Genomic DNA, 23,181 nt, shown 5'->3' on the forward strand with positions numbered 1-23,181 from the left:
CCCCATCATTCAGTATCTATCAACCACGCAGGGCGGCGATACGCTGCTCGATGGGCGGGTGGCTCATGAACAGCTCGCTCATGGAGCGCTTGCCGTTGATGCCAAAAGCCATCATGGAGCCTTCCAGCTGCGGTTCGGCACCGCGGGAGAGACGCTCAAGGGCGGCAATCATCTTGTCGCGACCGGCCAGCTTGGCGGCACCGGCATCGGCACGGAACTCGCGCTGACGGCTGAACCACATGACGATGATGGAGGCCAGAATGCCGAACAGCATCTCCAGCACGAACACGGTGATCATGTAGGCAAAACCGCCGGTGCTGCTGCTCTCTTCCTCGTTGTTGGAGCTGAAGAAGTTGCTGATAACGCCAGCCACGATCCGGGCGAAGAACATCACGAAGGTGTTCACTACCCCCTGGATCAGGGTCAGGGTCACCATGTCGCCATTGGCCACGTGACTCACCTCGTGGGCCAGCACCGCTTCCGCCTCGTCACGGCTCATGCTGTAGAGCAGGCCGGAGGAGACCGCAACCAGCGAATCATCGCGGCGGGCACCGGTCGCAAAGGCGTTCATCTCGGGAGAGTCGTAGATCCCCACTTCCGGCATCTTGATACCCGCTTCGCGGGCCTGACGGGCCACAGTGCTCACCAGCCAGTGCTCGGTCTCGTTACGGGGTTGCTCGATGACCTGGACGCCATAGCTGCGCTTGGCCATCCACTTGGACATCAGCAAGGAGATAAAGGAACCCCCAAAACCGAACACGGCACAGAACACCAACAGCCCGGAAATGCTTGACTTGTTGATCCCCAGAACCGAGAACAGGATATTGAGTACCACCCCCAGCACCAGCATGACGGCCAGGTTGGTCACCAGGAATAGCATAATTCGCTTCATATAGACTCCTTGTGAAGATAAAGGACATGACCGGGGATCACTCGGGATCCCCACCTGATCATGTTAATGTCGACATTCTAGGGAGATTCGATGAATGTTCGCTGAATATGCCGTCAAAGTAGCGGCGAGATATCGAGACGCCCCTGCAAATCGGCTTCAAGCGGATTGTTTATAAACGGAATTTCGCCGAGGAAGGGGGCTGGCAGCAAACCTCTCAGGGTGTCCAGATTTTCCTGATAATGGCTCATGGAACCATGGAGCCGATTAATTACCCACCCCGCCACCGGCAACTGATCATTGCGAATGGCGGCAAAGGTGAGCAGCGCATGGTTGAGGCAACCCAGCTTGGCCCCCACCACCATGATCACCGCCATGTTCTCCTGCTTGACCCAGTCCGACAGCAGATGCTTGCGATCGAGCGGCAGATACCAGCCCCCCGCCCCTTCCACTACCGCCAGTTCGGCCCCTGCCTGTTCAATCTTGCGCAGCCCCTCGCTCAACCCCTGCATGGTGATAGGCTGGCGCGCCTCGCTGGCGGCGATATGGGGCGCAATCGGCGGCTCATAGGCGAACGGATTGACCACCTCATAGGGCAGCGGCAGGCTCGCCGCCTCCTGCAACAGAACGGCATCGAGGTTGCGCAGCCCGTCCGGTGTGCGGGCACATCCGGCCGAGACCGGCTTGTAGCCCGCGCACTTGATTCCCTGTGCGCTGAATTCACGCAACAAGGTGCGCGCCACCAGCGTCTTGCCCACATCGGTATCGGTGCCGGTGATAAAGAATGATTTCATACGATTCTCTCCTTGGCAGGGAGTGGCACACTGCCCTGCACATACTGCGATTCCCGGCGCTCAGCGAGGCTTGCTGAGACGGCCGAGGCACACCCGATAACTGGCGACCAGCCTGCCATCGGGCTGGCGAAACGCCTCATACGCCTGAGCCAGCTGCTGCAATCTGGCGCGACCGCTCAGACCGGCCGGGGCGTCGTTTCCCTGATTGTCGTTGACCTGATTGGCCCCGATCCCCTTGAGATCGCGCAACAGCTGCGGCAATTCAAGATAGGCGAGATCCCAGGTGATACAACGCAGCTCGGGAGCAGATACCCCAGCACTAGCCAGCGCCTGCTCCAATTGTGGCAGGCTGAGGAAGCGATTGACATGGGCGCGACCATCAAGCTGCTGCCAGGCGGCTCGCAACTGCCAGAGCGACTCATCGAGCAGGGTCGAAAAAAAGATCTGGCCGCCGGGTTTGACCACCCGCAGCAACTCGCCAAAGGCGTGAGCCGGACGCTCGCACCACTGCAGCGCCAGACTGGAGAAGACCCAGTCGAACGTGTTATCGGCGAAAGGGAGCTGCTCCGCATCGCCGCAGAGCAGGCGGGCACCGCTGCCGCGCAGGGCAGCCTGCGCCAGCATGCCGGGGGCGAGATCCAGCCCCACCAGCTGGTGACAGCGGTTCGCCAGTTGGGGCAAGAAAAAACCGGTGCCGCAGCCCAGATCCAACCCGCTCACCGTCAGATCAGTGCCAACCAGCCTGTCTGGCATCCATTCCAGCAGCGCCAGCCCCACCTCCTGCTGAAAGCGGGCATGGGCGTCGTAGTGACGAGCCGCCGCCCCGAAACGACGGGCGAGCTGCGCCTTGTCCACCGTTTGAAAACGCTCAGCCATGGCAAGCCTCCCCAACCGTTGTTGCAGCAGGGCTGGCACCCAAGGCATCGAGCAGGCGATCCACATCCTGCTCGCGGTGAGCCGCGCTCAGGGTAATACGCAGCCGGGCCGTACCGACCGGCACCGTGGGCGGGCGGATGGCGCTCACCCAGACGCCGCGCTCCCGCAGCCGTTCAGCCAGTTGCAGGGCAACACTGCTCTCCCCCACCAGCAGCGGCTGGATCGGGGTAGCGCTGGCACCGAGTTGCCAACCCAGAGCCTGCGCCCCTTGCCGGAAGCGGGCGATCAGCTGACCAAGATGGGCGCGGGCCTCATCGGCGGCGCGCACCAACACGATGCTCTTGCTCACCGCACAAGCCTGCGCGGCGGGCATATGGGTGCTGTAGACATAGTGGCGAGCGAAGTTGACCAGATACTCCACCAGCTCGCGGCTGCCACCGACAAAGGCGCCTGCCACACCGAGCGCCTTGCCAAAAGTGCCCATCTGGATGTGCACGCTGGCAGGATCAACCCCTTGCGCCGCCAGGGTGCCACGTCCCTCAGGGCCCAGCACGCCGAGACCGTGGGCATCGTCGATCATCAGCCAGTTGCCGCTCCGGGCTGCCAATGCCGCGAGCTCGCGCCAGGGGGCCTGATCCCCGTCCATGCTGAACACCCCTTCCGAAACAATCAGTCCGCGATTTGGCTCAAGCTGCCGTTCAAGGGCTGCCATGTCGTTGTGGGCAAAGCGCTTCATCTTGCAGGGGAGCTGGCTGCCCATCTCCTGCAAAGAGGCGTGATTGAGTTTGTCCTGCCACAGCAGGTGCTCCTTGCCAAGCAGCGCTTTGAGCACCGCCTGATTGGCCGAAAAGCCGCAGTTGAACAGCAGCACCGCCTCCACCCCCAGCCAATCGGCCAGGGTCTCCTCAAGCTCTTGGTGGGCACGACTGTAACCGGTCACCAGTGGCGAGGCGCCGGCGCCAGCGCCATAGCGCTCAATCCCCGCGTTGAAGGCGGCCTTGATGGCGCCGTGTTCTGCCAGTCCCAGATAGTCGTTGGCGGAAAAGTTGAGGTATTCGAGCCCCGCAACTCTGAGCCGCCCGCCACTCGCCCCGTCGGTCGCGATGCGGTTGCGCAGCAGGCCAGCCTGTTCGCGCCCGGCCAGCGCAGCGCCCAATGCAAAGGGGCCCGTTACAGCAGGGCCAGTCATGACCGAGCGGCCCCTGCACGGGGGCGGGTGGCGTCATAAAACATCTCGGCAGGTGCGCTCTGGCGACTCACCTCGGCCAGCAGCTCCTCTTCTTGAACCTGATCCGGCTTCTGGGCGCGCTGGGCGGGACGAATACCGAGTCGCTTGAACAGCTGCATATCGCTGTTCTCGTCCGGGTTCGGGGTGGTCAGCAACTTGCAGCCATAGAAAATGGAGTTGGCCCCGGCCATAAAGCACATGGCCTGCATCTGCTCATTCATCTTCTCCCGCCCGGCTGAGAGGCGCACATGGGAGGCGGGCATCATGATCCGCGCCACGGCAATGGTGCGGATAAATTCGAATGGATCGAGGTTCTCCTCGTTCTCCAGCGGCGTTCCCTTCACCTTGACCAACATGTTGATGGGCACGCTTTCGGGGTGACGGGGCAGGTTGGCGAGCGCCATCAAGAGGCCCGCCCGATCTTTGGCCTGCTCGCCCATGCCGACGATACCGCCGGAGCAGACCTTCATGCCGGCGCCTCGCACATGCTCCAGCGTATCGAGCCGATCCTGATAGGTGCGGGTGGAGATGATCTCGCCGTAAAACTCCGGCGAGGTGTCGAGGTTGTGGTTGTAGTAATCGAGCCCCGCAGCGCCAAGACGGGCCGCCTGATCGGCGGTGAGCATGCCCAAGGTCATGCAGGTCTCCATCCCCAGCCCGCGCACCTCCTCGATCATCCGGATGATGTAGGGCATGTCTTTTTCTTTGGGGTTGCGCCAGGCGGCCCCCATGCAAAAGCGTGACGAGCCGTTGGCCTTGGCTTCGCGGGCCCGCTCCAGCACCTTCTCCACCTCCATCAGCCGCTCGGCCTCAAGACCGGTGTGGTAACGGGCGCTCTGGGGGCAGTATTTGCAATCTTCCGGGCAGGCGCCGGTCTTGATGGAGAGCAGGGTGCTCACCTGCACTTCATTCGGGTCAAAGTGGGCGCGGTGGACAGTCTGGGCCTGAAACAGCAGATCGTTGAATGGCAGAGCAAACAGGGCCTGAACCTCGGCGAGGGTCCAGTCATGACGAAGGGCGTGACCGCCCGCGGTGAGAGCATTCATACATGGCTTCCGGTTGTTATTAGTGGGATCCTGCGCCCGCCATCTTGGGATGGTCAGCTACAAAACCCGCCGCCGGGCCTGCGCACTCAGGGTTATGCGCAGTGCCAAGTGGCTGAAATTGTTGGCTAGTGTAGAGAGCACGCGTAGACTGTCAACACCGACCAGATCAAATTAATTGACAACAGAACAGCAAATGACCAACCAAGAATTCGACCTGCACCACATCTGGCACCCCTATACCTCCCTGACCCACCCCCTGCCCTGCTATGAAGTGGCCAGTGCCAAAGGGGTGACCATCACCCTCAGCGATGGCCGCGAACTGGTGGATGGCATGAGCTCCTGGTGGGCTTGCGTGCACGGCTATCAGGTGCCGGAGTTGGACGCCGCCGCCACCGCCCAGCTCGGCAAGATGTCCCACGTGATGTTTGGCGGCCTCACCCACGCCCCGGCGGTCGAGCTCTGCCGCAAGCTGGTGGAGATCACTCCGAAGGGGCTTGATCGGGTATTTCTGGCCGATTCCGGCTCGGTGGCAGTGGAAGTGGCGCTCAAGATGGCGCAGCAATACTGGCACGCCAAGGGGACGCCCAAAGCCAAGTTTGTCGCCCTGCGCAGCGGCTATCACGGCGACACCTTTGGCGCCATGAGCGTCTGCGATCCCGATGGCGGCATGCACGAGCTCTACAAGGGCTTCTTGCCGGAGCACCATTTTGTCGACGCGCCCAGCTGCCGCTTCCACGCCGAGTGGGACGAGCAGTGCGTGGTGGAGCTGGCGACGCTCATGGCCGATCACCACGAAGAGATCGCCGCCATCGTGCTTGAGCCCATAGTGCAAGGCGCTGGCGGCATGCGCTTCTACCATCCCCGCTACCTGCAGTGGGTGCGCGCCCTGTGCGACGAATTCGGCGTGCTGCTGATTGCCGACGAGATTGCCACCGGCTTTGGCCGCACCGGCCAGCTGTTTGCCTGCGACTGGGCGGGGATCAGCCCCGACATCATGTGTCTGGGCAAGGCGCTGACCGGCGGCTACCTCACCCTCTCGGCGACCCTCACCACCGAGCATGTCGCCCGCACTATCTGTGACGGCAAGGCGGGCGTCTTTATGCACGGCCCCACTTTTATGGGCAACCCGCTCGCCTGCGCGGTGGCCAACGCCTCCATCGAGTTGCTGCTGGCCTCACCGTGGCAGGAGCGGGTGCGCGCCATCGAACATCAACTGCGTACCGAACTGGTGGAATTGACTCTCAACCCGGCAGTTGCGGATGTGCGGGTGCTCGGTGCCATCGGGGTGGTGGAGATGAAGGAGCGGGTGGACGTGGCGCGCATCCAGCGCAAGTTTGTCGAACTGGGCGCCTGGATCCGCCCTTTTGGCAAGCTGATCTACCTGATGCCCCCCTTCGTCATCACCCCTGAAGAGCTGCGGGTATTGACCGGTGCCATCAGTCAGGCCATCGCCGAGGGCGAGTTTTAAGGCAAGCGGCGGGCGGCCATCGTTGCCGCCCGTTTGACTACCGGCATTTGATATATAGAGAGGACAACTTTATCCACTTCAGTGCGGTTTCACTTGCCGTAATGTGAGCAAAACACCAGACCTGAGACTCCAAGAGGGGTAAACTGCTGCGGTTTTACCATCAAGAAAGACTGCTCATGCGCCTCTCCATTGCTGCCAAAATCAACTTTTTCCTGCTCTTCATCTTCTCCATGGTACTGGTCTTCTCCGCAGCCTATCAGGCGGTGCGCGAGCGCGATCTGATCCTGACCCTCATCAAGGAGCAGAGCCGCGAGCAGACCGAAGCCTATTTCGACGGCCTCAACATGCTGATGCTGACCGGCAAGATGGATGCCCGCGACACCCTGCGCGCCAAGTTTCTCGATCACGCCCATGTGGAGGATGCCCGCATCGTCCGTGGCGAGGCGGTGAGCAAACAGTACGGGCCGGGACGGGAGAGCGAACAGAGCAAGGATGAATATGATCAGCTGGCACTAGCGGGTAAAGGGAGCCTGGAGGTGGTGCACGACGGCATGCACAGCCGTCTGGTAGTGACCCGACCGCTGCTGGCCAAGAAGGATTTTCGCGGCACCGACTGCACCAGCTGTCATCTGGTGCCGGAGAATACCGTGCTCGGCGCCGTCCGTTTTGATTACTCTCTCGACTCCCTCTTTACCCGGGTCGAGCAGAATATTCTCACCTCGGCGCTGATCCTCACCGGCATCTTCGGGCTGGGACTGCTGCTGACCCTCTGGGTCATCCGCACCTGGATCGTCCGCCCTCTCAACCAGTTGACCCGCTCCATGGAAGAGGCCACCGATATGCACGACTTCGGCCACCGGCTGGAGGGGGATGATGGCGACGAGATTGGCCGGTTGGCCCAAGCTTACAACCAGATGCTCGACAGCGTGGAGCGCCAGCTCGGCAAGCGCACCAAGGCCAGCAGACAGGAGCCGGATCAGCCCCGTTGAGCGGAAGCGGTTAACCGACGTAGTAGAAGAGCAGACTGGCGATCAGCACCAGCAGCAAGATCGCCAGATTGACGTGCCGGGAGTCATCCTGACGGCGGCTGCGCGTGCGCTCCAGCAGCAACACCGCCAGCGTCAGGGCGCAACAGCTCCAGAGCCCGTAGACCAGCCAGGGGGTAAGGGCCGGGTCCCAATAATCGCGCACCTCGATCCCGCCAAAGACCAGAAAACCGTAGGCAATTTCGGGCCGGGCATGGTGGTAAAGGGAGAGCAGCACGATAAAGCCGCCCCAGCAGAGCATCACCAGCCCCTGCAATACCCGTGTCAGCCAATCTGGCCCATGCCGCCGATCTTTCACCCGCCTCTCCTGCACCCGTGACACTCTTGTTGAGTAAACCATGCCGAAAACCCCACCAGAGTCCGACATTTTTGCTTGTTTATCAAACCCGCGCGGGTAAGATTGACGGCTTAGTCTGCCATGGTGGGCCATCTGTGCCCGGGCCAGACTCCCTAATGTTGCAAATAGCGCTGCAAGAACAAGCTGGAGACAATATTTCGATGACGCACGCATCCGTAGTAGATGTGCTGACCGGTAAATATGCGGTTGGCACCACCCAAACTGTCAAAGGGTGGATCCGGACTCGCCGTGATTCCAAGGCGGGGATCTCATTTTTGGCCGTATCCGATGGCTCCTGTTTCCATCCGGTACAGGCGGTTGTTGCCAATACCCTGGCCAATTACGAGAATGAAGTGCTGCGTCTGACCACTGCCTGCTCCGTGGAAGTGACCGGCGTGGTTGCCGCCTCTCAGGGCAGCGGCCAGGCTTTCGAACTGCAGGCGACCGATGTGAAAGTGATTGGCTGGGTCGAAGATCCGGACACCTACCCGATGGCCGCCAAGCGCCACAGCATCGAATATCTGCGTGAACAGGCCCACCTGCGCCCGCGCACCAACATTGTTGGCGCAGTGACCCGCGTTCGTCACTGCCTGGCACAAGCCATCCACCGCTTCTTCCACGAAGAGGGTTTCCTCTGGGTTGCGACACCGCTCATCACTGCCTCTGACACCGAAGGTGCCGGCGAGATGTTCCGCGTCTCCACTCTGGACATGGAAAACCTGCCGCGCACCGACGCCGGCAAGGTGGACTACAACGAAGATTTCTTCGGCAAAGAGGCTTTCCTGACCGTATCCGGCCAGCTGAACGCCGAAACCTATGCCTGCGCCCTTTCCAAGGTCTACACCTTCGGCCCGACCTTCCGGGCGGAAAACTCCAACACCAGCCGTCACCTGGCCGAGTTCTGGATGGTTGAACCGGAAGTGGCCTTCAACGATCTGGCCGCCAACGCCGCACTGGCCGAAGCCATGCTGAAGTACGTCTTCAACGCCGTGTTGACCGAGCGCCGCGACGATCTGGAGTTCTTCGCCCAGCACGTTGACAAGGATGCCATCGATCGTCTGGAGCGTTTTGTCTCCTCCGACTTCGCCCAGATCGACTACACCGACGCCATCGACGTGCTGCAAAACTGTGGCAAGAAGTTCGAGTTCCCGGTCTCCTGGGGTATCGATCTCTCCTCCGAGCACGAGCGCTATCTGGCCGAGGAGCACTTCAAGTCGCCGGTAGTGGTGAAGAACTACCCGAAAGATATCAAGGCCTTCTACATGCGCCTCAACGACGACGGCAAGACCGTTGCCGCAATGGACGTACTGGCACCGGGCATCGGCGAGATCATCGGTGGTTCCCAGCGTGAAGAGCGTCTGGACGTGCTGGATGCCCGTCTGGCAGAGATGGGCCTGAACAAGGAAGATTACTGGTGGTATCGCGACCTGCGTCGCTTCGGTACCGTGCCGCACTCCGGCTTCGGTCTGGGCTTCGAGCGTCTGGTGGTCTACGTGACCGGTATGGGCAACGTCCGCGACGTGATCCCGTTCCCCCGTACTCCGCGTACCGCCGAGTTCTGATCAGCGGTATCTTGCCACTTGATTGCAAAAGCCGACCTTGGGGTCGGCTTTTTTATTGTCACCGTTATGGGTGATACTCAGGATCAACCGGCACAAGGAACTCGTCGCCCATGGGATATCGCCTGCTGTTCTCGCTATTACTGTTCTGCATGCCTGTTCCACTGTGGGCCAAGCCCGTTCGTCTGACCACTCTGGAGTGGCCCCCCTACACCAGCCAGAGCCTGCCCGATGGCGGCCTTACCGGTCATATCGTCAAGCGCGCCTTTGCCGAGGCGGGACTGGAAGTGGAGTTCGACTTCTACCCCTGGCAACGGGCGGTGCGGCTGGCGGCCGATCCGGCCGATCCCTACAGCGGCTACTTTCCCGAGTACCTCTCCGACACCCTGCCCACCCTGTGGCGCAGCTCCCCCAGCGTGGGCGACAGTGTGCTGGGCATGGCTCAGCGGGCTGGGGCGCCTATCCTCTGGCAGCAGCTCGAGGATCTCGCCCCCTACCGGATCGGCGTGGTGGCGGGGTACGTCAACAGCCGTGAATTCGATGCTCTAATGGCCAGTAAGCGCCTCAACACTGCCGCTGTCGATTCCGACCTGCTCAACCTGCGCAAATTGCAGCGCGACCGGCTCGATCTGGCGGTGATCGATCGGGATGTCTTTCAGTGGCTCATCAACCATGAGCGCAAACTGAGCAGCGCCGGATTGCAATTTCACCCGAAGATCCTCGAACACAAGAGCATGCACATCATGTTTCGCCCCGATCAGCAGGCGTTGCAGCAACGGGTGGCGCAGGCCATTGCCAGATTGGATATTGCCAAGCTAAGCGAGGATTATCAGCGCCGCTATCTGCAGTCATCGTCCGCCCCCTGACAATCAGACTCGTAGAACCCCCAACTTGGTAGAAATTATCATCCGAACCCGCGCTTTTAGCGCCTATTCTCCCGTGATCCAGACCTTTTCTGACGCCTCCCTTGCAGCCTTGTTTGCCGTCATGACGCCCTCTGTAGCGACCTGACGGGTGAATCCAGAGTGATACCATACCCTTGAAGAAGTGATGTTTTTATCAGCACGTGGTTTTTAAGTGGTTTAATCTAAAATTCATCGAGTTATTGAAGTAACTCAATTTTTTCACTTTTGCAGGGGAGCAGAATAGCAACTAACCCTTTTGGGCTAAATAAAACAGACAACGACAATTCATGGTTCAGGCTACCCGCGGCAACATGGGTTGAATCACACGAGGTGATGGAATGATCTTGATGGAATTTTTGGTGGTGCTCGGCTGTTTGCTGCTGGGTACCCGCTTTGGGGGCATGGGACTCGGTCTCATCAGTGGTATCGGTCTCTTCCTGCTGACCTTCGTCTTCGGCCTGGTGCCGGGCGAACCGCCTGTTCAGGTGATGCTGACCATTCTGGCGGTGATCGGCTGTGCCGCCACCCTGCAGACTGCCGGTGGCCTCAACCTGATGATGCAAGTGGCCGAGCGTCTGCTGCGCCGTCACCCGCAATACATCACTATCCTGGCGCCGCTGACGACCTGGACCCTCACCTTCCTGTGCGGTACCGGCCACGTGGTCTACACCATGTTCCCCATCATCGCTGACATCGCGTTGCAGAAGAACATCCGTCCCGAGCGTCCGATGGCCGTGGCATCCGTTGCCTCCCAGATGGCGATCTGTGCCTCCCCGGTCTCCGTTGCCGTGGTCTCCATGGTCTCCATTCTGGCGGCCGGTCATGGTATTGGTCAGGCTTACGGCCTGCTCGACATCCTGATGGTCGCCATCCCCTCCTCCCTGACCGGTGTGGTCATGGCGGCCCTGTGGAGCCTGCGTCGCGGCAAGGATCTGGACCAGGACGAAGAGTTCCAGGCCAAGATCAAGGATCCGGAGCAACGCGCCTTCATCTACGGCGGCGGTGAAACCCTGCTCAACACCAAGTTCCCGAAAGAGGCCTACTGGTCTACCTGGATCTTCTTCGCCGCCATCGCTGCCGTAGTATTACTCGGTGCCAACGAAGGTCTGCGTCCGGTGTTCACCATCAAGGACAAGACCGGCCCGCTCTCCATGAACCTGGTGATCCAGATGATGATGCTGATCGCCGGTGCCATCATCCTGATGCGCTGCAAGGTCAAGCCGGGTGATATTTCCAACGGTGCCGTCTTCAAGGCAGGCATGGTCGCCATCTTCTCCGTCTTCGGGGTTGCATGGATGAGTGAGACCTTCTTCCAGGCCCACATGCCGCTGCTCAAAGAGACCCTGGCCCACGTGGTACAGGCCCAGCCCTGGACCTACGCGCTGGTGCTGTTCCTCATCTCCAAGCTGGTGAACAGCCAGGCCGCCGCCCTGACCGCCATCGCCCCCATGGGTCTGGCGCTGGGTGTGGAGCCGAAGCTGCTGATCGCCTTCCTGCCGGCGAGCTACGGCTACTTCGTGCTGCCGACCTACCCGAGTGATCTGGCCTGTATCGGTTTCGACCGCTCCGGCACCACCCGCATCGGCAAGTTCATCATCAACCACAGCTTCATCATTCCGGGGCTGATCGGGGTAATCTCCTCCTGTACCCTGGGTTATATCCTGACCAGCATTCTGCTCTAATCTGCGCACGCTGTTCAGCCCGCCTGACAGGCCCCTTCCGGGGCCTGTCTCATTTCTTCCCCCCCCCATGACTCATCGCACTTTACCAACCGGCCGCACACTGGTTAGCATGCCTCCTCTTATCCTTGGAGCTTACCTTATGTCTCGCGTCATCCTGCTCTGGAGCGGTGGCAAAGATGCCATGCTGGCCCTCTGTCATGCCCGCGCTGCGGGCCATCAGGTGATGGCACTGGCCACCTTTGCCCCGCCAGAGCCCCGATTTCTGGCTCACCCCTTGCCGCTGGTGCGCCGTCAGGCGGCAGCCCTCGGACTGCCCCATCTGCTTGTCACCATAGAAGCGCCGTTCGAGCTGAGCTATGAGACGGCGCTGAGCCACTTGCAGCAGGAGTGGAACCTCGACGGGGTGGTGACCGGCGATATCGACAGCGTGGGGGGCGCACCAAACTGGATCCGCGAACGCTGCCAGCCGCTGGGTCTCACCGTCCATACCCCGCTCTGGCAGCAATCTCGTCAAGCCTTGCTGGCGGATATGCTGGCCCGCGGCATCGTCGCCCACCTCTCCTGCGTCGATACCCGGGTACTGGCCCCCGAGTGGACTGGACGCACCCTTGATGCCGCCACCCTCGCCGAGTTGCAGCAGCTTGCTTCAATACAGGGCTTCGATGCCTGCGGCGAGCAGGGGGAGTACCACACCATGGTGACCGACGGCCCGGGCTTTGCCGCCCCGCTGCACCTCAATGGCTGGCAGGTGGCGCGGCAGGATCATCTGGCCTATCTGGCCGAGCCACAGGGGTAACGGCCGCAAGCCATCTGGCCCGCTCACTCAGCGCGCGCAAAATCGAGATAAAAAAACGGGAGGCAACAGCCTCCCGTTTGGATTTGAGCGGACCAGTTTTGAGCGGGCCATGACGACCCGAACAAGGGATAAACCGGCTTATTTCGCCAGCTTGCCCAGCACCCGCTGCAACAGACGGATGCGCGGCTCGATGCTCTCCAGCAGCAGGAATTCCGCCTCCGAGTGGAAACCGCCCCCCATGGGGCCGAAACCATCGAGGGACGGCACACCCGCGGCGGCGGTAAAGTTGGCATCCGAGCCGCCACCGGCCTCCAGCCAGTTGAAGGGGATCCCCTCCTCCTTGGCTGCCACCTCCACCAGCGCCATCAGCGCCTCTGTGTCGCCGCTCGGGCGCATCGCCGGCTTGAAGGTCTGGCGATCCACCTCGACACGACAACCGGCAAGGAAGGGGTTGTTGGCCATAAAGGTGAGCCGGTCGTGTACCGCAGCGGCCTCTTTATTGCTCCAGAAGCGCAAATCCACGATCGCCTCGGCAAAGTCCGGCACCACGTTAACACCAGTGCCGCCCTGCACCACCCCCACGTTCATGGTGGTGCCCGTGGTCATGTTGACCTGTGCGTTGATGGCCAGCACCCAATGAGCGAGTTCTGTGATGGCAGAGACCCCTTCGGTCAGGGCCGAACCGGCGTGGGACGCCTTGCCGTGGAAGGTGATGCGGTACTTGGCATTGCCCTTGCGGGCGCTGATGAGATCCCCATTGGGACGGGCTGCCTCGGCCACCAGCACGCAGCCGCTCTGTTTGGCCTTCTCCATCAGCCAATCTTTCGACCAGGGGGAGCCAATCTCTTCGTCGCAGTTGTAGCAGACCAGCACCTTGAGCTTGGCAAGCAATGCCGGATCCATCTCTTTGAGGGCATACCAGATAGAGAGCAGGCCGCTCTTCATGTCCGACACACCGGGACCAAAGGCTTGATTGCCTTCGATTTTCAGCGGGCGCTTGGCCGCCGTCCCCTCGGGGAAGACGGTATCCATGTGGCCGCACAGCATCACGTCGTAGTGATCGGCCCCCGGCGCATTGGTGATCTCGAGGCAGGGGCCGCACTCGGCAGCGAACTGGTGGCGGGTCACCTGCCAGCCGATGGCCTCATATTTCTCGGTCATGATGTCGGCCACTTTCGCCACCCCGGCCGGGGTGCGAGTACCGCAATCGAGGTTGATGAGCGGGGCCAGATCGGCCAGATAGCTATCGAGGGAAAACGGGCTCTTTACAACTGTCATTATCTTCTCCATGCAACAATCAGCATTGAGGGCCGATCGCCTATTGCAACAATGCGACACAGTGAGAAAAAGGCGGGCAGCCATGCCACCCGCCCGACCGGTAAATTCCAAACACCACTACATAAACAGCAGATAGTTGAGGGTCAGCGCCGTCACCAGCGCCCCCGCCATCGGCACGCTGGTGCGCTTGACCACGGTAAAGGGCGATACCTTGGCGATCCCCGCACAGGCGATCAACACCGCCGCGATGGGGGAGATGGTGCGACCAATGCTGGAGGCCAGCTGCATCGGCAGCAGCATGGTCACCGCAGGCACGCCAAACTTGGCCGCCACCGCCGGCGCCAGGGTCGAGAAGCTGAGGAACGCCGCATTGCCGGAGCCCATGATGACCGCCGCCACCATGATGAGGCCCACCATCACCAGGGTCATCAGGCCGCTACCGATACCGGCATTGCTGGCAGAGTGCAGCAGGGTATCGATGGCGCCGATGGCCTTGAGGGATTCGGCAAACAGCTCGGCACAGACGATGAGCGCCACCACCGGGCCAAACACCTTGCCCATGCCGTCGAGGAAGCTGGAGAGCCCGGCCAAAGCGGTACGCACCGAGCGGTTACGCAGCAGCTCGCACAACATGCCGATAAAGACCGACAGCAGCATGGCCACCTCCACGCTCATCTTGATGTCGCTCACCAGCAGCTTGGAGAAGGTCATCATCAGCACGAAGGGGATGATCGGCAGCAGGGCATACCAGGTGGGCGCCTGCACGCTCTCGGTGCCCTGTTCGTCCAACTCGGCGTGATCGCCGCGATGGAGCGCAGGATCCCAACCATCCTTGCGATCGCAGTGACGCTGCCAGAAGAAGTGCAGCACCATGGTCACCAGCAGCATGGGGGCCACCAGCCAGATCTGGTAGTCGACGAAATAGCTGGTCGGATCCATGCCGGATTGACCGGCGGAGAAGATGGCGTTGGTCTGGGTCGGGCCAATCTCGAACGCCTGGGAGGTGGCGATGACGCCACAAGCGGAGGCCGGGCTGATGCCGAGGTTGCGCATCACCGGATACATGGTGACCATCAACAGCAGGCCAAGGCCGGTGGCGGAGGTGACGAACAGAGAGACAAAGACCGCCACCAGATAACAGATGGAGAGCATCAGGTAGCTGGACTGGATGCCCGCCACCGGCTTGACCGCCACCCGCACCAGCGCCTGGGAGGCCCCGATATGGGACATGTAGGTGGCAAAACCCGCCACCGCCATGATGGTGAGGCCGAGCCCCGCCGCGCGGTAGGAGAAGATCCCCTTGAACACTTCGAACAGGTCGAACAGGGCGAAGCCGGTGCTCTTGTCAGCGGGGAGAATGGGGTGCAGCCCCAACCAGTAGGCCACCGCAAAAATGGCCATGCCCGCCAGCGCCAGCACCGCCTGCGGGTTGTAATCCTTGATAATGCCGTAGACCACGGCGACCAGAACGAGCAAGACGAATAGCAGTTCCAATATTCACTCCTGATAAATTTATCGAAGAGCGAAATCTAGTGATCTGGCCACTGTTTGCCTTTGATCCCTATCAATAAAGGTGCCGTCACCGTGATTCATTAGCATAATATGTCTGCCATGTAACAATCTTTAGTGATTTCAACTACTGAAAAACCTTTATCACCCCTTATCCGGGAATTGTGTGACGCGACGCCCCTCTTTTTTGCGTTGGATCAACATATGACGGCGCCGAACTGGCGAAGATGCGCTTCGACATATAGCGACCATTTCGCGCCGGAGAGAGTTATGACAAGCCAAGCCACCGCAGGTGCTTCGACCTGCGACTACCAGCTGTGGGACATCCTCGTCGAGTCTGCAAAGGAACGCACTACCATTCGCTACTCCAAACTGGCCAAGCAGGCCGGGCTGGAGCAGTGCCAGGATGAACTACGCACCCTGCTGCAACGCATCCGCATGTACTGCACCGAAAACAACCTGCCGATCCTCTCCGCCATCGTGGTGGATGACGTGGGCAAATACACTGGCCTCTCTTCCAGCCTGCCTGATGCACCCTGGGAACGGGCCCGGGTCTTTGACCATGAGTGGACCACCCTGCACTGATTGAGGTGCTTGATGATGCCGACCAAAACGCGCCCGCTGGCGCGTTTTGGCTATCTGGCGTTTGCCCCCTTCTCTTTTTCTCCTGCAATAGTCGATCTTCTCCCGCAATACCCAACCCCATCGGGCACGCCAGCCCCACTGCTTCTGACCTTGAGCTCAAAATCGCCGTTCAGGTGTAACCAGTTCCGGTAAAACCCGCGAGCCAGACCATCGGCGTTGCCATGGGATTGCCACAATGCCAGAATCAGGCCCTTGCACTCTGTTGATTCGGATTTTCGGGACGCGGCCCACGGCAGCGCCCACATGAGAAGGACTCCCCATGGCCATCACCCTCTATGGCATCAAGAACTGCGACACCATCAAGAAAGCCCGCAAGTGGCTGGATGAGGCCGGTATCGACTACCGCTTTCACGACCATCGCGCCGATGGCCTGAGCCCGGACGATCTCGACCGCTGGCTGGCCAAGCTCGGCTGGGAAGCGCTGCTCAACAGCCGCGGCACCACCTTCCGCGCTCTGCCGGACGAGGCCAAACAGGGGCTCGACACCGCCAAGGCGCGCACCCTGCTGCTGGAGCACCCGGCGATGATCAAGCGCCCGCTGCTGGATCGTGACGGCGAGCTGACCCTGGGTTTCAAGGCCGATCACTACCAATCCCTCTTCTCCCGTTAAGGACAACTAAGGACAACTGATGTCGGATGTCATCGCACTGGCCAAGGATCTGATCCGCCGCCCCTCCGTTACCCCCCTCGATGAAGGGTGCCAGACCCTGATGGCGGAGCGCCTCGCCAAGATCGGGTTCGTTATCGAGCCCATGGTGTTTGAGGACACCACCAATCTCTGGGCCCGCCGTGGCAGCAAGGGGCCGCTGTTCTGCTTCGCCGGTCACACCGACGTGGTGCCCGCCGGGCCGCTGGACAAATGGCACACCCCGCCGTTCGAGCCGACCATCAAGGATGGTGTGCTCTACGGGCGCGGCGCCGCCGACATGAAGGGCTCGCTGGCTGCCATGGTGGTGGCGGTCGAGCGCTTCGTTGCCGAGCATCCGGATCACACCGGGTCCATTGCCTTTCTCATCACCTCCGATGAGGAGGGGCCCTTTATCAATGGCACCACCCGGGTGATCGACACCCTGGAGGCCCGCGACGAGAAGATCCGCTGGTGCATCGTCGGCGAGCCCTCCTCCACCGCCGTGGTCGGCGATGTGGTAAAAAATGGCCGACGCGGCTCCATCACCGGCGATCTGCTGGTGCGCGGGGTGCAGGGCCATGTGGCCTATCCCCATCTGGCTGACAACCCCATTCACAAAGCCGCGCCAGCACTGGCCGAGCTTGCCGCCACCGTGTGGGATGAGGGCAACGCCTACTTCCCCCCCACCAGCTTCCAGATCGCCAACATCTCGGCCGGAACCGGCGCCTCCAACGTCATTCCGGGCGAGCTGCAGGTGCAGTTCAACTTCCGCTTCAGCACCGAATTGACCGACATGGATATCCGCGAGCGGGTCGAGGCACTGCTGGATAAACATGGCCTCGATTATCAGCTGAGCTGGACCCTCTCCGGCCAGCCGTTCCTCACCGACACAGGCAAACTGCTGGCGGCGGCAGTGGCGGCCATCGAGGCAGTCAATGGCCAGCAGCCAGCCCTGCTCACCACCGGCGGCACCTCCGATGGGCGCTTTATCGCCCCCACCGGCGCCGAGGTGATTGAGCTTGGCCCCGTCAACGCCACCATTCACAAGGTCAACGAGTGCGTGAAGGCGGACGATCTGGATCTGCTGGCCGACATGTACCAAGGGGTACTCGAGAGATTGCTGGCATGACGCAGGAACAACTGCTGGGGCTCGACGAGAGCCACCTTATTCTGGTGGGGCGCGGCCCCCATCGTCTAACCGCGGCCACCGCAGCGGCCTTCAACGACATGCAGGTGGCAGCAGCCTATGAGGGGTTCAACCTGCAGGCAGCCTCCAGCTGGCGCAGCTTCGAGCGCCAGCTCGCCATCTGGAATGGCAAGTGGCGCGGCGAGCGGCCGCTGCTCGATGCCAACAGTCAGCCCATCGATGCCCTGCAACTGAGCGAGATTGAGCGGCTGCACGCCATCCTGCGCTGGAGTGCCCTGCCCGGCACCAGTCGCCACCACTGGGGGACCGATCTCGACATCTACGACCCGGACTGCCTGCCTGCCGATACCAAACTGGCGCTGGAGCCCTGGGAGTATGAAGCCGGGGGCTGGTTTGCAGATCTCAGCGAGTGGCTCAGCGAGCATATGAGCGACTTCGGCTTCTTCCTCCCTTATGCCAAGCCGGTCGGGGCCGCGATCGGGGTCGCCTACGAGCCCTGGCATATCAGCTTTTCGCTGGAGTCCGACGAGCAGCGACTCGATCCCGCAGCACTGGCACTTTGTCTGCAACAGGCGGATATTGAAGGCAAGTCGACCATATTGGCCAATCTTGATGAAATTTTGGCCAGTTATGTCACCACCTGTCCTGACGAAAGGAAAATCCCATGAATCTCTGGCTGTGGATAGGGTTGCCGCTGCTGTTCCTGCTCGGGCTGTTTCTCAATGCCATCAAAGACATGAAACGGCTGGAGAAGCAGTTGCCCAACTACAAGGACAAGATCCGCGAAGTGAAGGATGACGAGGACGACTGAATCCCGCCCCCATCCCGTGGGGAGCGCCCTTTTGCTCCCCTCTCCCTCTGCTGTGCCGTTTCGCTTTTCCCCGCCCTCTCCTCCCTGCGCATCCTGAAATCGACGCTCCTTTGACCCCATTTTCGTTGACCCCGTCACAGTCAGGATATGGCGCGACCATGCCGGAAAAAGGGATTAAAAATGTAAGAAAGTGCAAATTGATGCATAAACAGGCCACACAAGGGGGACCTAAGTGCATATAATGTGCCTTCTTTACAGATTACCAGGAAGGAGTTAGCCCTTGGACGCCGCTACGATCAACAGTTTCTTTTTTGTCGCTGCCCTGTTGGTGGGAGCCAGCGTACTGTTGAGCGCCCTCTCTTCCCGCCTCGGTATTCCCATTCTGGTTATCTTCCTCGCCGTCGGCATGCTGGCCGGTGAGGATGGCCCAGGTGGTATCCACTTCGCTGACTACTCCATCGCCTATCTGGTGGGCAACCTGGCGCTTGCCATCATTCTGCTCGACGGCGGCATGCGCACCCGGGTCTCCTCGTTCCGGGTGGCACTCTGGCCTGCCTTGTCGCTGGCGACGGTCGGGGTGGCTATCACCACCGGCCTGACGGGTCTGGCCGCTGCCTGGTTGTTTGACCTCAACCTGATGCAGGGGATGCTGATCGGCGCCATCGTCGGCTCCACCGATGCGGCGGCGGTTTTCTCCCTGCTTGGTGGGCGCAGCCTCAACGAGCGGGTGAGCGCCACTCTGGAGATAGAGTCAGGCAGCAACGACCCCATGGCGGTGTTTCTCACCGTCACCCTGATCGAGGTGCTCGCCACCGCCCAGCAAGGGCTGGATGGGGGCTTCCTGCTGCTGCAACTGGTCAAGCAGTTCGGCCTTGGTGCCGGGATTGGCCTTGGCGGCGGCTGGCTGCTGTGGAAACTCATCAACAGCGCCAAGCTGGCACCCGGCCTCTACCCGCTGCTCACCGTCAGCGGCGGCCTGCTGATCTTCGCCCTCACCACGGCGGTGGGTGGCAGCGGTATCCTCGCCATCTATCTCACTGGTCTGTTGCTCGGCAACCTCTCCCTGCGCAGTCGCAGCACTACCTTGTCGGTGCTGGACGGCCTGACCTGGCTCAGCCAGATCGGCATGTTTCTGGTGCTGGGGCTGCTCGCCTCGCCCCACAAGCTGCTGCCCATCGCCCTGCCGGCGCTGGCACTGGCAATGTGGATGATCCTGTTTGCCCGCCCCATCTCGGTCTGGATCGGGCTGCTGCCGTTCAAAAACTTCGCCCCACGCGAGCGCTGGTTTATCTCCTGGGTCGGCCTGCGCGGCGCCGTGCCCATCATTCTGGCGGTGTTCCCCATGATGGCGGGGCTGCCCAACGCCCAGCTCTACTTCAACGTCGCCTTCTTCGTGGTGCTGGTTTCGCTGATTTTGCAGGGCAGCTCGCTACCGCTGGCATCAAGGCTGGCGCGAGTGGAGGTGCCGGCACCGCCGTCGCCCATCAACCGCTCTGGGCTCGAAATCGATCTCGACAGCCAGTGGGAGACCTTCGTCTACCAGCTGGGGGAGGAGAAGTGGTGCATCGGCTCGCCACTGCGGGATCTGCAGATGCCTACCGGCACCCGGATCTGCGCCCTGTTTCGAGGCCGTGAGCTGCTCCACCCCTCGGGTAGTACCTGTCTGCAGGCCGATGACATCCTCTGCGTGATCGGTCACGAACGTGACCTCCCCGCCCTCGGCCAGTTGTTCAGTCAGGCGCCGGAACAAGATCTCGGCCCCCGCTTCTTCGGTGACTTCCTGCTGGAAGCGGCCGCGCGGCTGATGGATCTCGCCCCTCTTTACGGGCTGGATGTGAGCGAGGTGGCGGATCAGACACTGGGCGATTTTATTGCCAGTCAGTTGGGCGATAATCTGGTGGTCGGTGACAACATCGAATGGCAGGGCCTGATTTGGACCGTGGCCGAAATGGACGATAGCGTGCCGAGCAAGATCGGGGTGCGCTTTCAGGAAGAGGACCCGGTCTGACTGACCGTCCCGTATCAAGCCCCCAGCAAGAAGGGAGAGAGTTATGCCATATCAAAGTTTGCTGTCCGGCCCCCTGCCCCCCGCTGCCAATCTGGGGGTGATTGAAGGCTTTTTTGGCAAGGGATGGAGCTGGCAGGCTCGCACCCGCTACGCCCAGTGGCTGCCACGCCACGGCTACGGCTTCTATATCTACGCCCCGAAAGAGGATGGCTATCTGCGCAAGCACTGGGCCCTGCCCTGGCCCGAGCAGCAACTGGCCGATCTCGCCGAGCTGGCGCGCCAGTGCCGCGCCAACGAGCTCGCCTTCGGGGTGGGCTTAAGCCCCATGGGGGCGCATCACGACTACGATCGCAAACGCTCGGCGCTGCTTGAGAAAGTGCGCCTCATCGACGAGATGCTCCAGCCCGATATTCTGGCGGTGCTGTTTGACGATATGAAGGGGGATACCCCGGACCTGGCCCGTCACCAGCTCACCATCGCCCACGACATTGCGGCCCACAGCAAGGCGACCCGCCTCATCTTCTGCCCCAGCTACTACTCGACCGATCCGGTGCTGGAGAAGGTGTTTGGCGCCATGCCTCCCCGCTATCTGGAGGAGCTTGGCGAGCAGCTCGATCGCCGTTTCGAGATCTTCTGGACCGGCCCCAAGGTCTGCTCCAGCGAATATCCAGCCAGTCACCTCAAGCAGGTGACCGAACTGCTCGGCCGCAAGCCGTTCCTGTGGGACAACTACCCGGTCAACGATGGCAGCAAGGCGAGCAGCTACCTGCACCTGCGCGCCTTCGAGAATCGCCCTGCCGAGCTGGCAGAGCTGGTCTCTGGCCACGCGGTCAACCCGATGAAACAGGCGGCACTCTCCGCCCTGCCCCTCGCCACCCTGCCAATGAGCTACCGACTCGGCAAGCAGTTCGACCCCGACAAGGCGCTGCATGCCGCCCTCAACGCCACCTGCGGCCCGCAGATCTCGGCGATGATCGAAGCCGACCTGCCGCTGTTTCAGGATCTGGGGCTGGCACAGCTCACCCCCGAGCAGATTGCTGCCCTCAAGGCGCGCTACCTGCCATTTCGCGACCAATCCTGCGTCGACGAAATCGTGCGCTGGCTGGATGGCGAGTATGTGTTTGACCCGGACTGTCTGACTGATTGATTGAATCGCCCGGCGGGGAGCGTTAGAGTCTGTCTCGGCTAGCGTGATGGACGCAGCCCGGACCCAAGCTGGTCGTGCAATAGTCCTGACAGGATGGTTTCAAGGGAGCTGGTATGGATACACATCTGCTTTACCAGAATCTGGCGGTGATCGGCGCCTTCTTGCTGATCTACAGCCTGATCGCGGGGCGCTTCGAATCAAAACTTGTCAACGGCCCCCTGCTGTTTCTGCTGACAGGCTGGCTGCTGGGGCCGGGCGGGCTGGAGCTGCTCTCCCTCTCTATCGACAGCGCCGGCATCAAGCTGCTGGCCGAGCTGACGCTGGTTATCGTGCTGTTCAACGATGCCGCCAACACCAACTGGCAGGTATTGCTGGCCAACCGCCAGCTCCCCATCCGGCTGCTGCTGATTGGCCTGCCCCTCACCCTGCTCTGTGGTGCCCTGTTTGGCCACTGGATCTTTCCCGACCTGCCGCTCCTGGAGATGGCGATCCTCTCCACCATTCTTGCCCCCACCGATGCGGCGCTCGGCAAAGCGGTGGTGAGCAACCCCGCGGTGCCTGCACCTGTGCGAGAAGGGCTCAATCAGGAGAGCGGCCTCAACGACGGCATCTGCGTGCCGGTGCTGCTTCTGCTGCTGGCTCTTATCGCCCCCACAGAGCAGCACGCAGGCACCGCCACCCTGGCCATCACCCTGATGCTGGAGGAGATCGGTATTGGTCTGCTGGTCGCCTTTGTGCTGACCAGCCTCACCATCCGGCTGCTAAAAACCTCCTATCTCAACGGTTGGCAACTGCCACTGTGGCGCCAGCTCACCATGCCGGGGCTGGCCCTGCTCTGCTTCGCGCTGGCCCAGACTCTCGGGGGGAGCGGCTTTATCGCCGCCTTTGTCGGCGGCCTCTTTATCGGCCACCGTCTCGGCGAGCACAAGCACGCCTATATGGACAGCTGCGAAGGCTACGGCGACCTGCTCTCCGTGGTGATCTGGATGGTGTTTGGTGCAACCCTGATGCCCATTCTGCCGGAGCTGCTGCACTGGCAATACTGGCTCTATGCCATTGCCAGCCTCACCCTGCTGCGGATGGTACCGGTCTGGCTCAGCCTCATCGGCACCGGCCTCAAGCCGGAGCTCAAGCTCTTTATCGGCTGGTTCGGGCCACGGGGCCTTGCCAGCATCGTCTTTGCGGTGATGGTACTGCAAAACGAGCCCGCCCTGATTGGCCAGCGCCCCATCATCGCCACCGTGCTCTGCACCATCATATTGAGCGTCATCCTGCACGGCCTCACCGCCAACCCCTGGGTCGAGCGTTTCAAGCCTCGCTGAGCCACCCTGCGCCCATTAAAAATGCCACCGAGCGGTGGCATTTTTCTTTTGTGGCGAGAG

The 23,181-nt window shown here is 61.4% G+C and carries 22 protein-coding genes; 14 read left to right on the top strand and 8 right to left on the bottom strand.

Going from position 1 to position 23,181, the window contains the following annotated elements:
* Positions 1-19: 19 nt before the first annotated feature.
* The 5 genes from htpX to bioB form a co-directional block, all read right to left on the bottom strand.
* Positions 20-892, bottom strand: a complete 873-nt coding sequence (htpX, locus tag ACW5W8_RS03480; RefSeq protein ID WP_005337890.1) for a protease HtpX — start codon at positions 890-892, stop codon at positions 20-22.
* A gap of 113 nt (positions 893-1,005) precedes the next feature.
* Positions 1,006-1,683, bottom strand: coding sequence for a dethiobiotin synthase (gene bioD, locus ACW5W8_RS03485; RefSeq protein WP_005337893.1), 678 nt, complete (start codon positions 1,681-1,683; stop codon positions 1,006-1,008).
* A 60-nt stretch (positions 1,684-1,743) separates the two neighbouring features.
* A complete protein-coding gene (gene bioC / locus ACW5W8_RS03490) occupies positions 1,744-2,559 on the bottom strand; it encodes a malonyl-ACP O-methyltransferase BioC (RefSeq protein WP_498626425.1) in 816 nt (271 codons plus the stop codon).
* Complete coding sequence (gene bioF / locus ACW5W8_RS03495) at positions 2,552-3,748, bottom strand: 8-amino-7-oxononanoate synthase (RefSeq protein ID WP_498626426.1); 1,197 nt, start codon at positions 3,746-3,748, stop codon at positions 2,552-2,554. Before bioF ends, bioC begins: the two co-directional genes overlap by 8 nt.
* Positions 3,745-4,833, bottom strand: coding sequence for a biotin synthase BioB (gene bioB / locus ACW5W8_RS03500; RefSeq protein WP_498626427.1), 1,089 nt, complete (start codon positions 4,831-4,833; stop codon positions 3,745-3,747). The genes bioF and bioB overlap by 4 nt, the downstream gene beginning before the upstream one ends.
* 193 nt (positions 4,834-5,026) lie before the next feature.
* Between bioB and bioA the strand changes: the two genes are divergently transcribed.
* Complete coding sequence (gene bioA / locus ACW5W8_RS03505; protein ID WP_498626428.1) at positions 5,027-6,301, top strand: adenosylmethionine--8-amino-7-oxononanoate transaminase; 1,275 nt, start codon at positions 5,027-5,029, stop codon at positions 6,299-6,301.
* A 176-nt stretch (positions 6,302-6,477) separates the two neighbouring features.
* The gene (locus tag ACW5W8_RS03510) at positions 6,478-7,290 is read left to right on the top strand and encodes a HAMP domain-containing protein (protein WP_498626429.1); all 813 of its coding nucleotides are present in this window, start codon (positions 6,478-6,480) and stop codon (positions 7,288-7,290) included.
* Positions 7,291-7,300: 10 nt separating this feature from the next.
* On the opposite strand, the gene ACW5W8_RS03515 is transcribed toward ACW5W8_RS03510, so the two are convergent.
* Positions 7,301-7,645, bottom strand: coding sequence for a hypothetical protein (locus tag ACW5W8_RS03515; RefSeq protein WP_498626430.1), 345 nt, complete (start codon positions 7,643-7,645; stop codon positions 7,301-7,303).
* Positions 7,646-7,845: 200 nt separating this feature from the next.
* Between ACW5W8_RS03515 and asnS the strand changes: the two genes are divergently transcribed.
* The 4 genes from asnS (at position 7,846) to ACW5W8_RS03535 (ending at position 12,626) form a co-directional block, all read left to right on the top strand.
* A complete protein-coding gene (gene asnS, locus ACW5W8_RS03520; protein WP_498626432.1) occupies positions 7,846-9,246 on the top strand; it encodes an asparagine--tRNA ligase in 1,401 nt (466 codons plus the stop codon).
* A 110-nt stretch (positions 9,247-9,356) separates the two neighbouring features.
* Positions 9,357-10,109 carry a substrate-binding periplasmic protein gene (locus ACW5W8_RS03525; protein WP_498626433.1) on the top strand — a complete coding sequence of 251 codons (753 nt, stop codon included), beginning with the start codon at positions 9,357-9,359 and terminating at the stop codon, positions 10,107-10,109.
* A gap of 377 nt (positions 10,110-10,486) precedes the next feature.
* Positions 10,487-11,830 carry an anaerobic C4-dicarboxylate transporter gene (locus ACW5W8_RS03530; RefSeq protein ID WP_498626434.1) on the top strand — a complete coding sequence of 448 codons (1,344 nt, stop codon included), beginning with the start codon at positions 10,487-10,489 and terminating at the stop codon, positions 11,828-11,830.
* Positions 11,831-11,969: 139 nt separating this feature from the next.
* Positions 11,970-12,626 carry a Dph6-related ATP pyrophosphatase gene (locus tag ACW5W8_RS03535; protein ID WP_498626435.1) on the top strand — a complete coding sequence of 219 codons (657 nt, stop codon included), beginning with the start codon at positions 11,970-11,972 and terminating at the stop codon, positions 12,624-12,626.
* Positions 12,627-12,764: 138 nt separating this feature from the next.
* Here the strand turns inward: ACW5W8_RS03535 and ACW5W8_RS03540 are convergent, their stop codons facing one another.
* Entirely contained in the window at positions 12,765-13,904 is a 1,140-nt protein-coding gene (locus ACW5W8_RS03540; RefSeq protein WP_498626436.1) for a M20 family metallopeptidase, read from the bottom strand.
* 117 nt (positions 13,905-14,021) lie between these two features.
* Complete coding sequence (gene dcuC / locus ACW5W8_RS03545) at positions 14,022-15,398, bottom strand: C4-dicarboxylate transporter DcuC (RefSeq protein WP_498626437.1); 1,377 nt, start codon at positions 15,396-15,398, stop codon at positions 14,022-14,024.
* Between the two features lie 285 nt (positions 15,399-15,683).
* On the opposite strand from dcuC, the gene ACW5W8_RS03550 reads away from it, so the two are divergent.
* From ACW5W8_RS03550 to ACW5W8_RS03585, 8 genes are all read left to right on the top strand, one after another.
* Entirely contained in the window at positions 15,684-15,998 is a 315-nt protein-coding gene (locus ACW5W8_RS03550) for a hypothetical protein (RefSeq protein ID WP_498626438.1), read from the top strand.
* Between the two features lie 319 nt (positions 15,999-16,317).
* A complete protein-coding gene (locus ACW5W8_RS03555; RefSeq protein WP_498626439.1) occupies positions 16,318-16,668 on the top strand; it encodes an ArsC family reductase in 351 nt (116 codons plus the stop codon).
* 19 nt (positions 16,669-16,687) lie between these two features.
* Positions 16,688-17,815 carry a succinyl-diaminopimelate desuccinylase gene (gene dapE, locus ACW5W8_RS03560; RefSeq protein ID WP_498626440.1) on the top strand — a complete coding sequence of 376 codons (1,128 nt, stop codon included), beginning with the start codon at positions 16,688-16,690 and terminating at the stop codon, positions 17,813-17,815.
* Positions 17,812-18,501 (top strand): M15 family metallopeptidase, encoded by a 690-nt coding sequence (locus ACW5W8_RS03565; RefSeq protein ID WP_498626441.1) that lies wholly within the window; start codon positions 17,812-17,814, stop codon positions 18,499-18,501. The genes dapE and ACW5W8_RS03565 overlap by 4 nt, the downstream gene beginning before the upstream one ends.
* Complete coding sequence (locus ACW5W8_RS03570; protein WP_005337933.1) at positions 18,498-18,644, top strand: hypothetical protein; 147 nt, start codon at positions 18,498-18,500, stop codon at positions 18,642-18,644. Before ACW5W8_RS03565 ends, ACW5W8_RS03570 begins: the two co-directional genes overlap by 4 nt.
* A 280-nt stretch (positions 18,645-18,924) precedes the next feature.
* On the top strand, positions 18,925-20,652 hold the full coding sequence (locus ACW5W8_RS03575) for a potassium/proton antiporter (RefSeq protein ID WP_498626443.1): 1,728 nt from the start codon (positions 18,925-18,927) through the stop codon (positions 20,650-20,652).
* Positions 20,653-20,695: 43 nt separating this feature from the next.
* Positions 20,696-21,799 (top strand): beta-N-acetylglucosaminidase domain-containing protein, encoded by a 1,104-nt coding sequence (locus tag ACW5W8_RS03580; protein WP_498626445.1) that lies wholly within the window; start codon positions 20,696-20,698, stop codon positions 21,797-21,799.
* Between the two features lie 113 nt (positions 21,800-21,912).
* Positions 21,913-23,121: a cation:proton antiporter gene (locus ACW5W8_RS03585; protein ID WP_498626446.1), complete on the top strand. Its 1,209-nt coding sequence runs from the start codon at positions 21,913-21,915 to the stop codon at positions 23,119-23,121.
* Positions 23,122-23,181: the final 60 nt, after the last annotated feature.

Source organism: Aeromonas aquatilis (assembly GCF_054052405.1).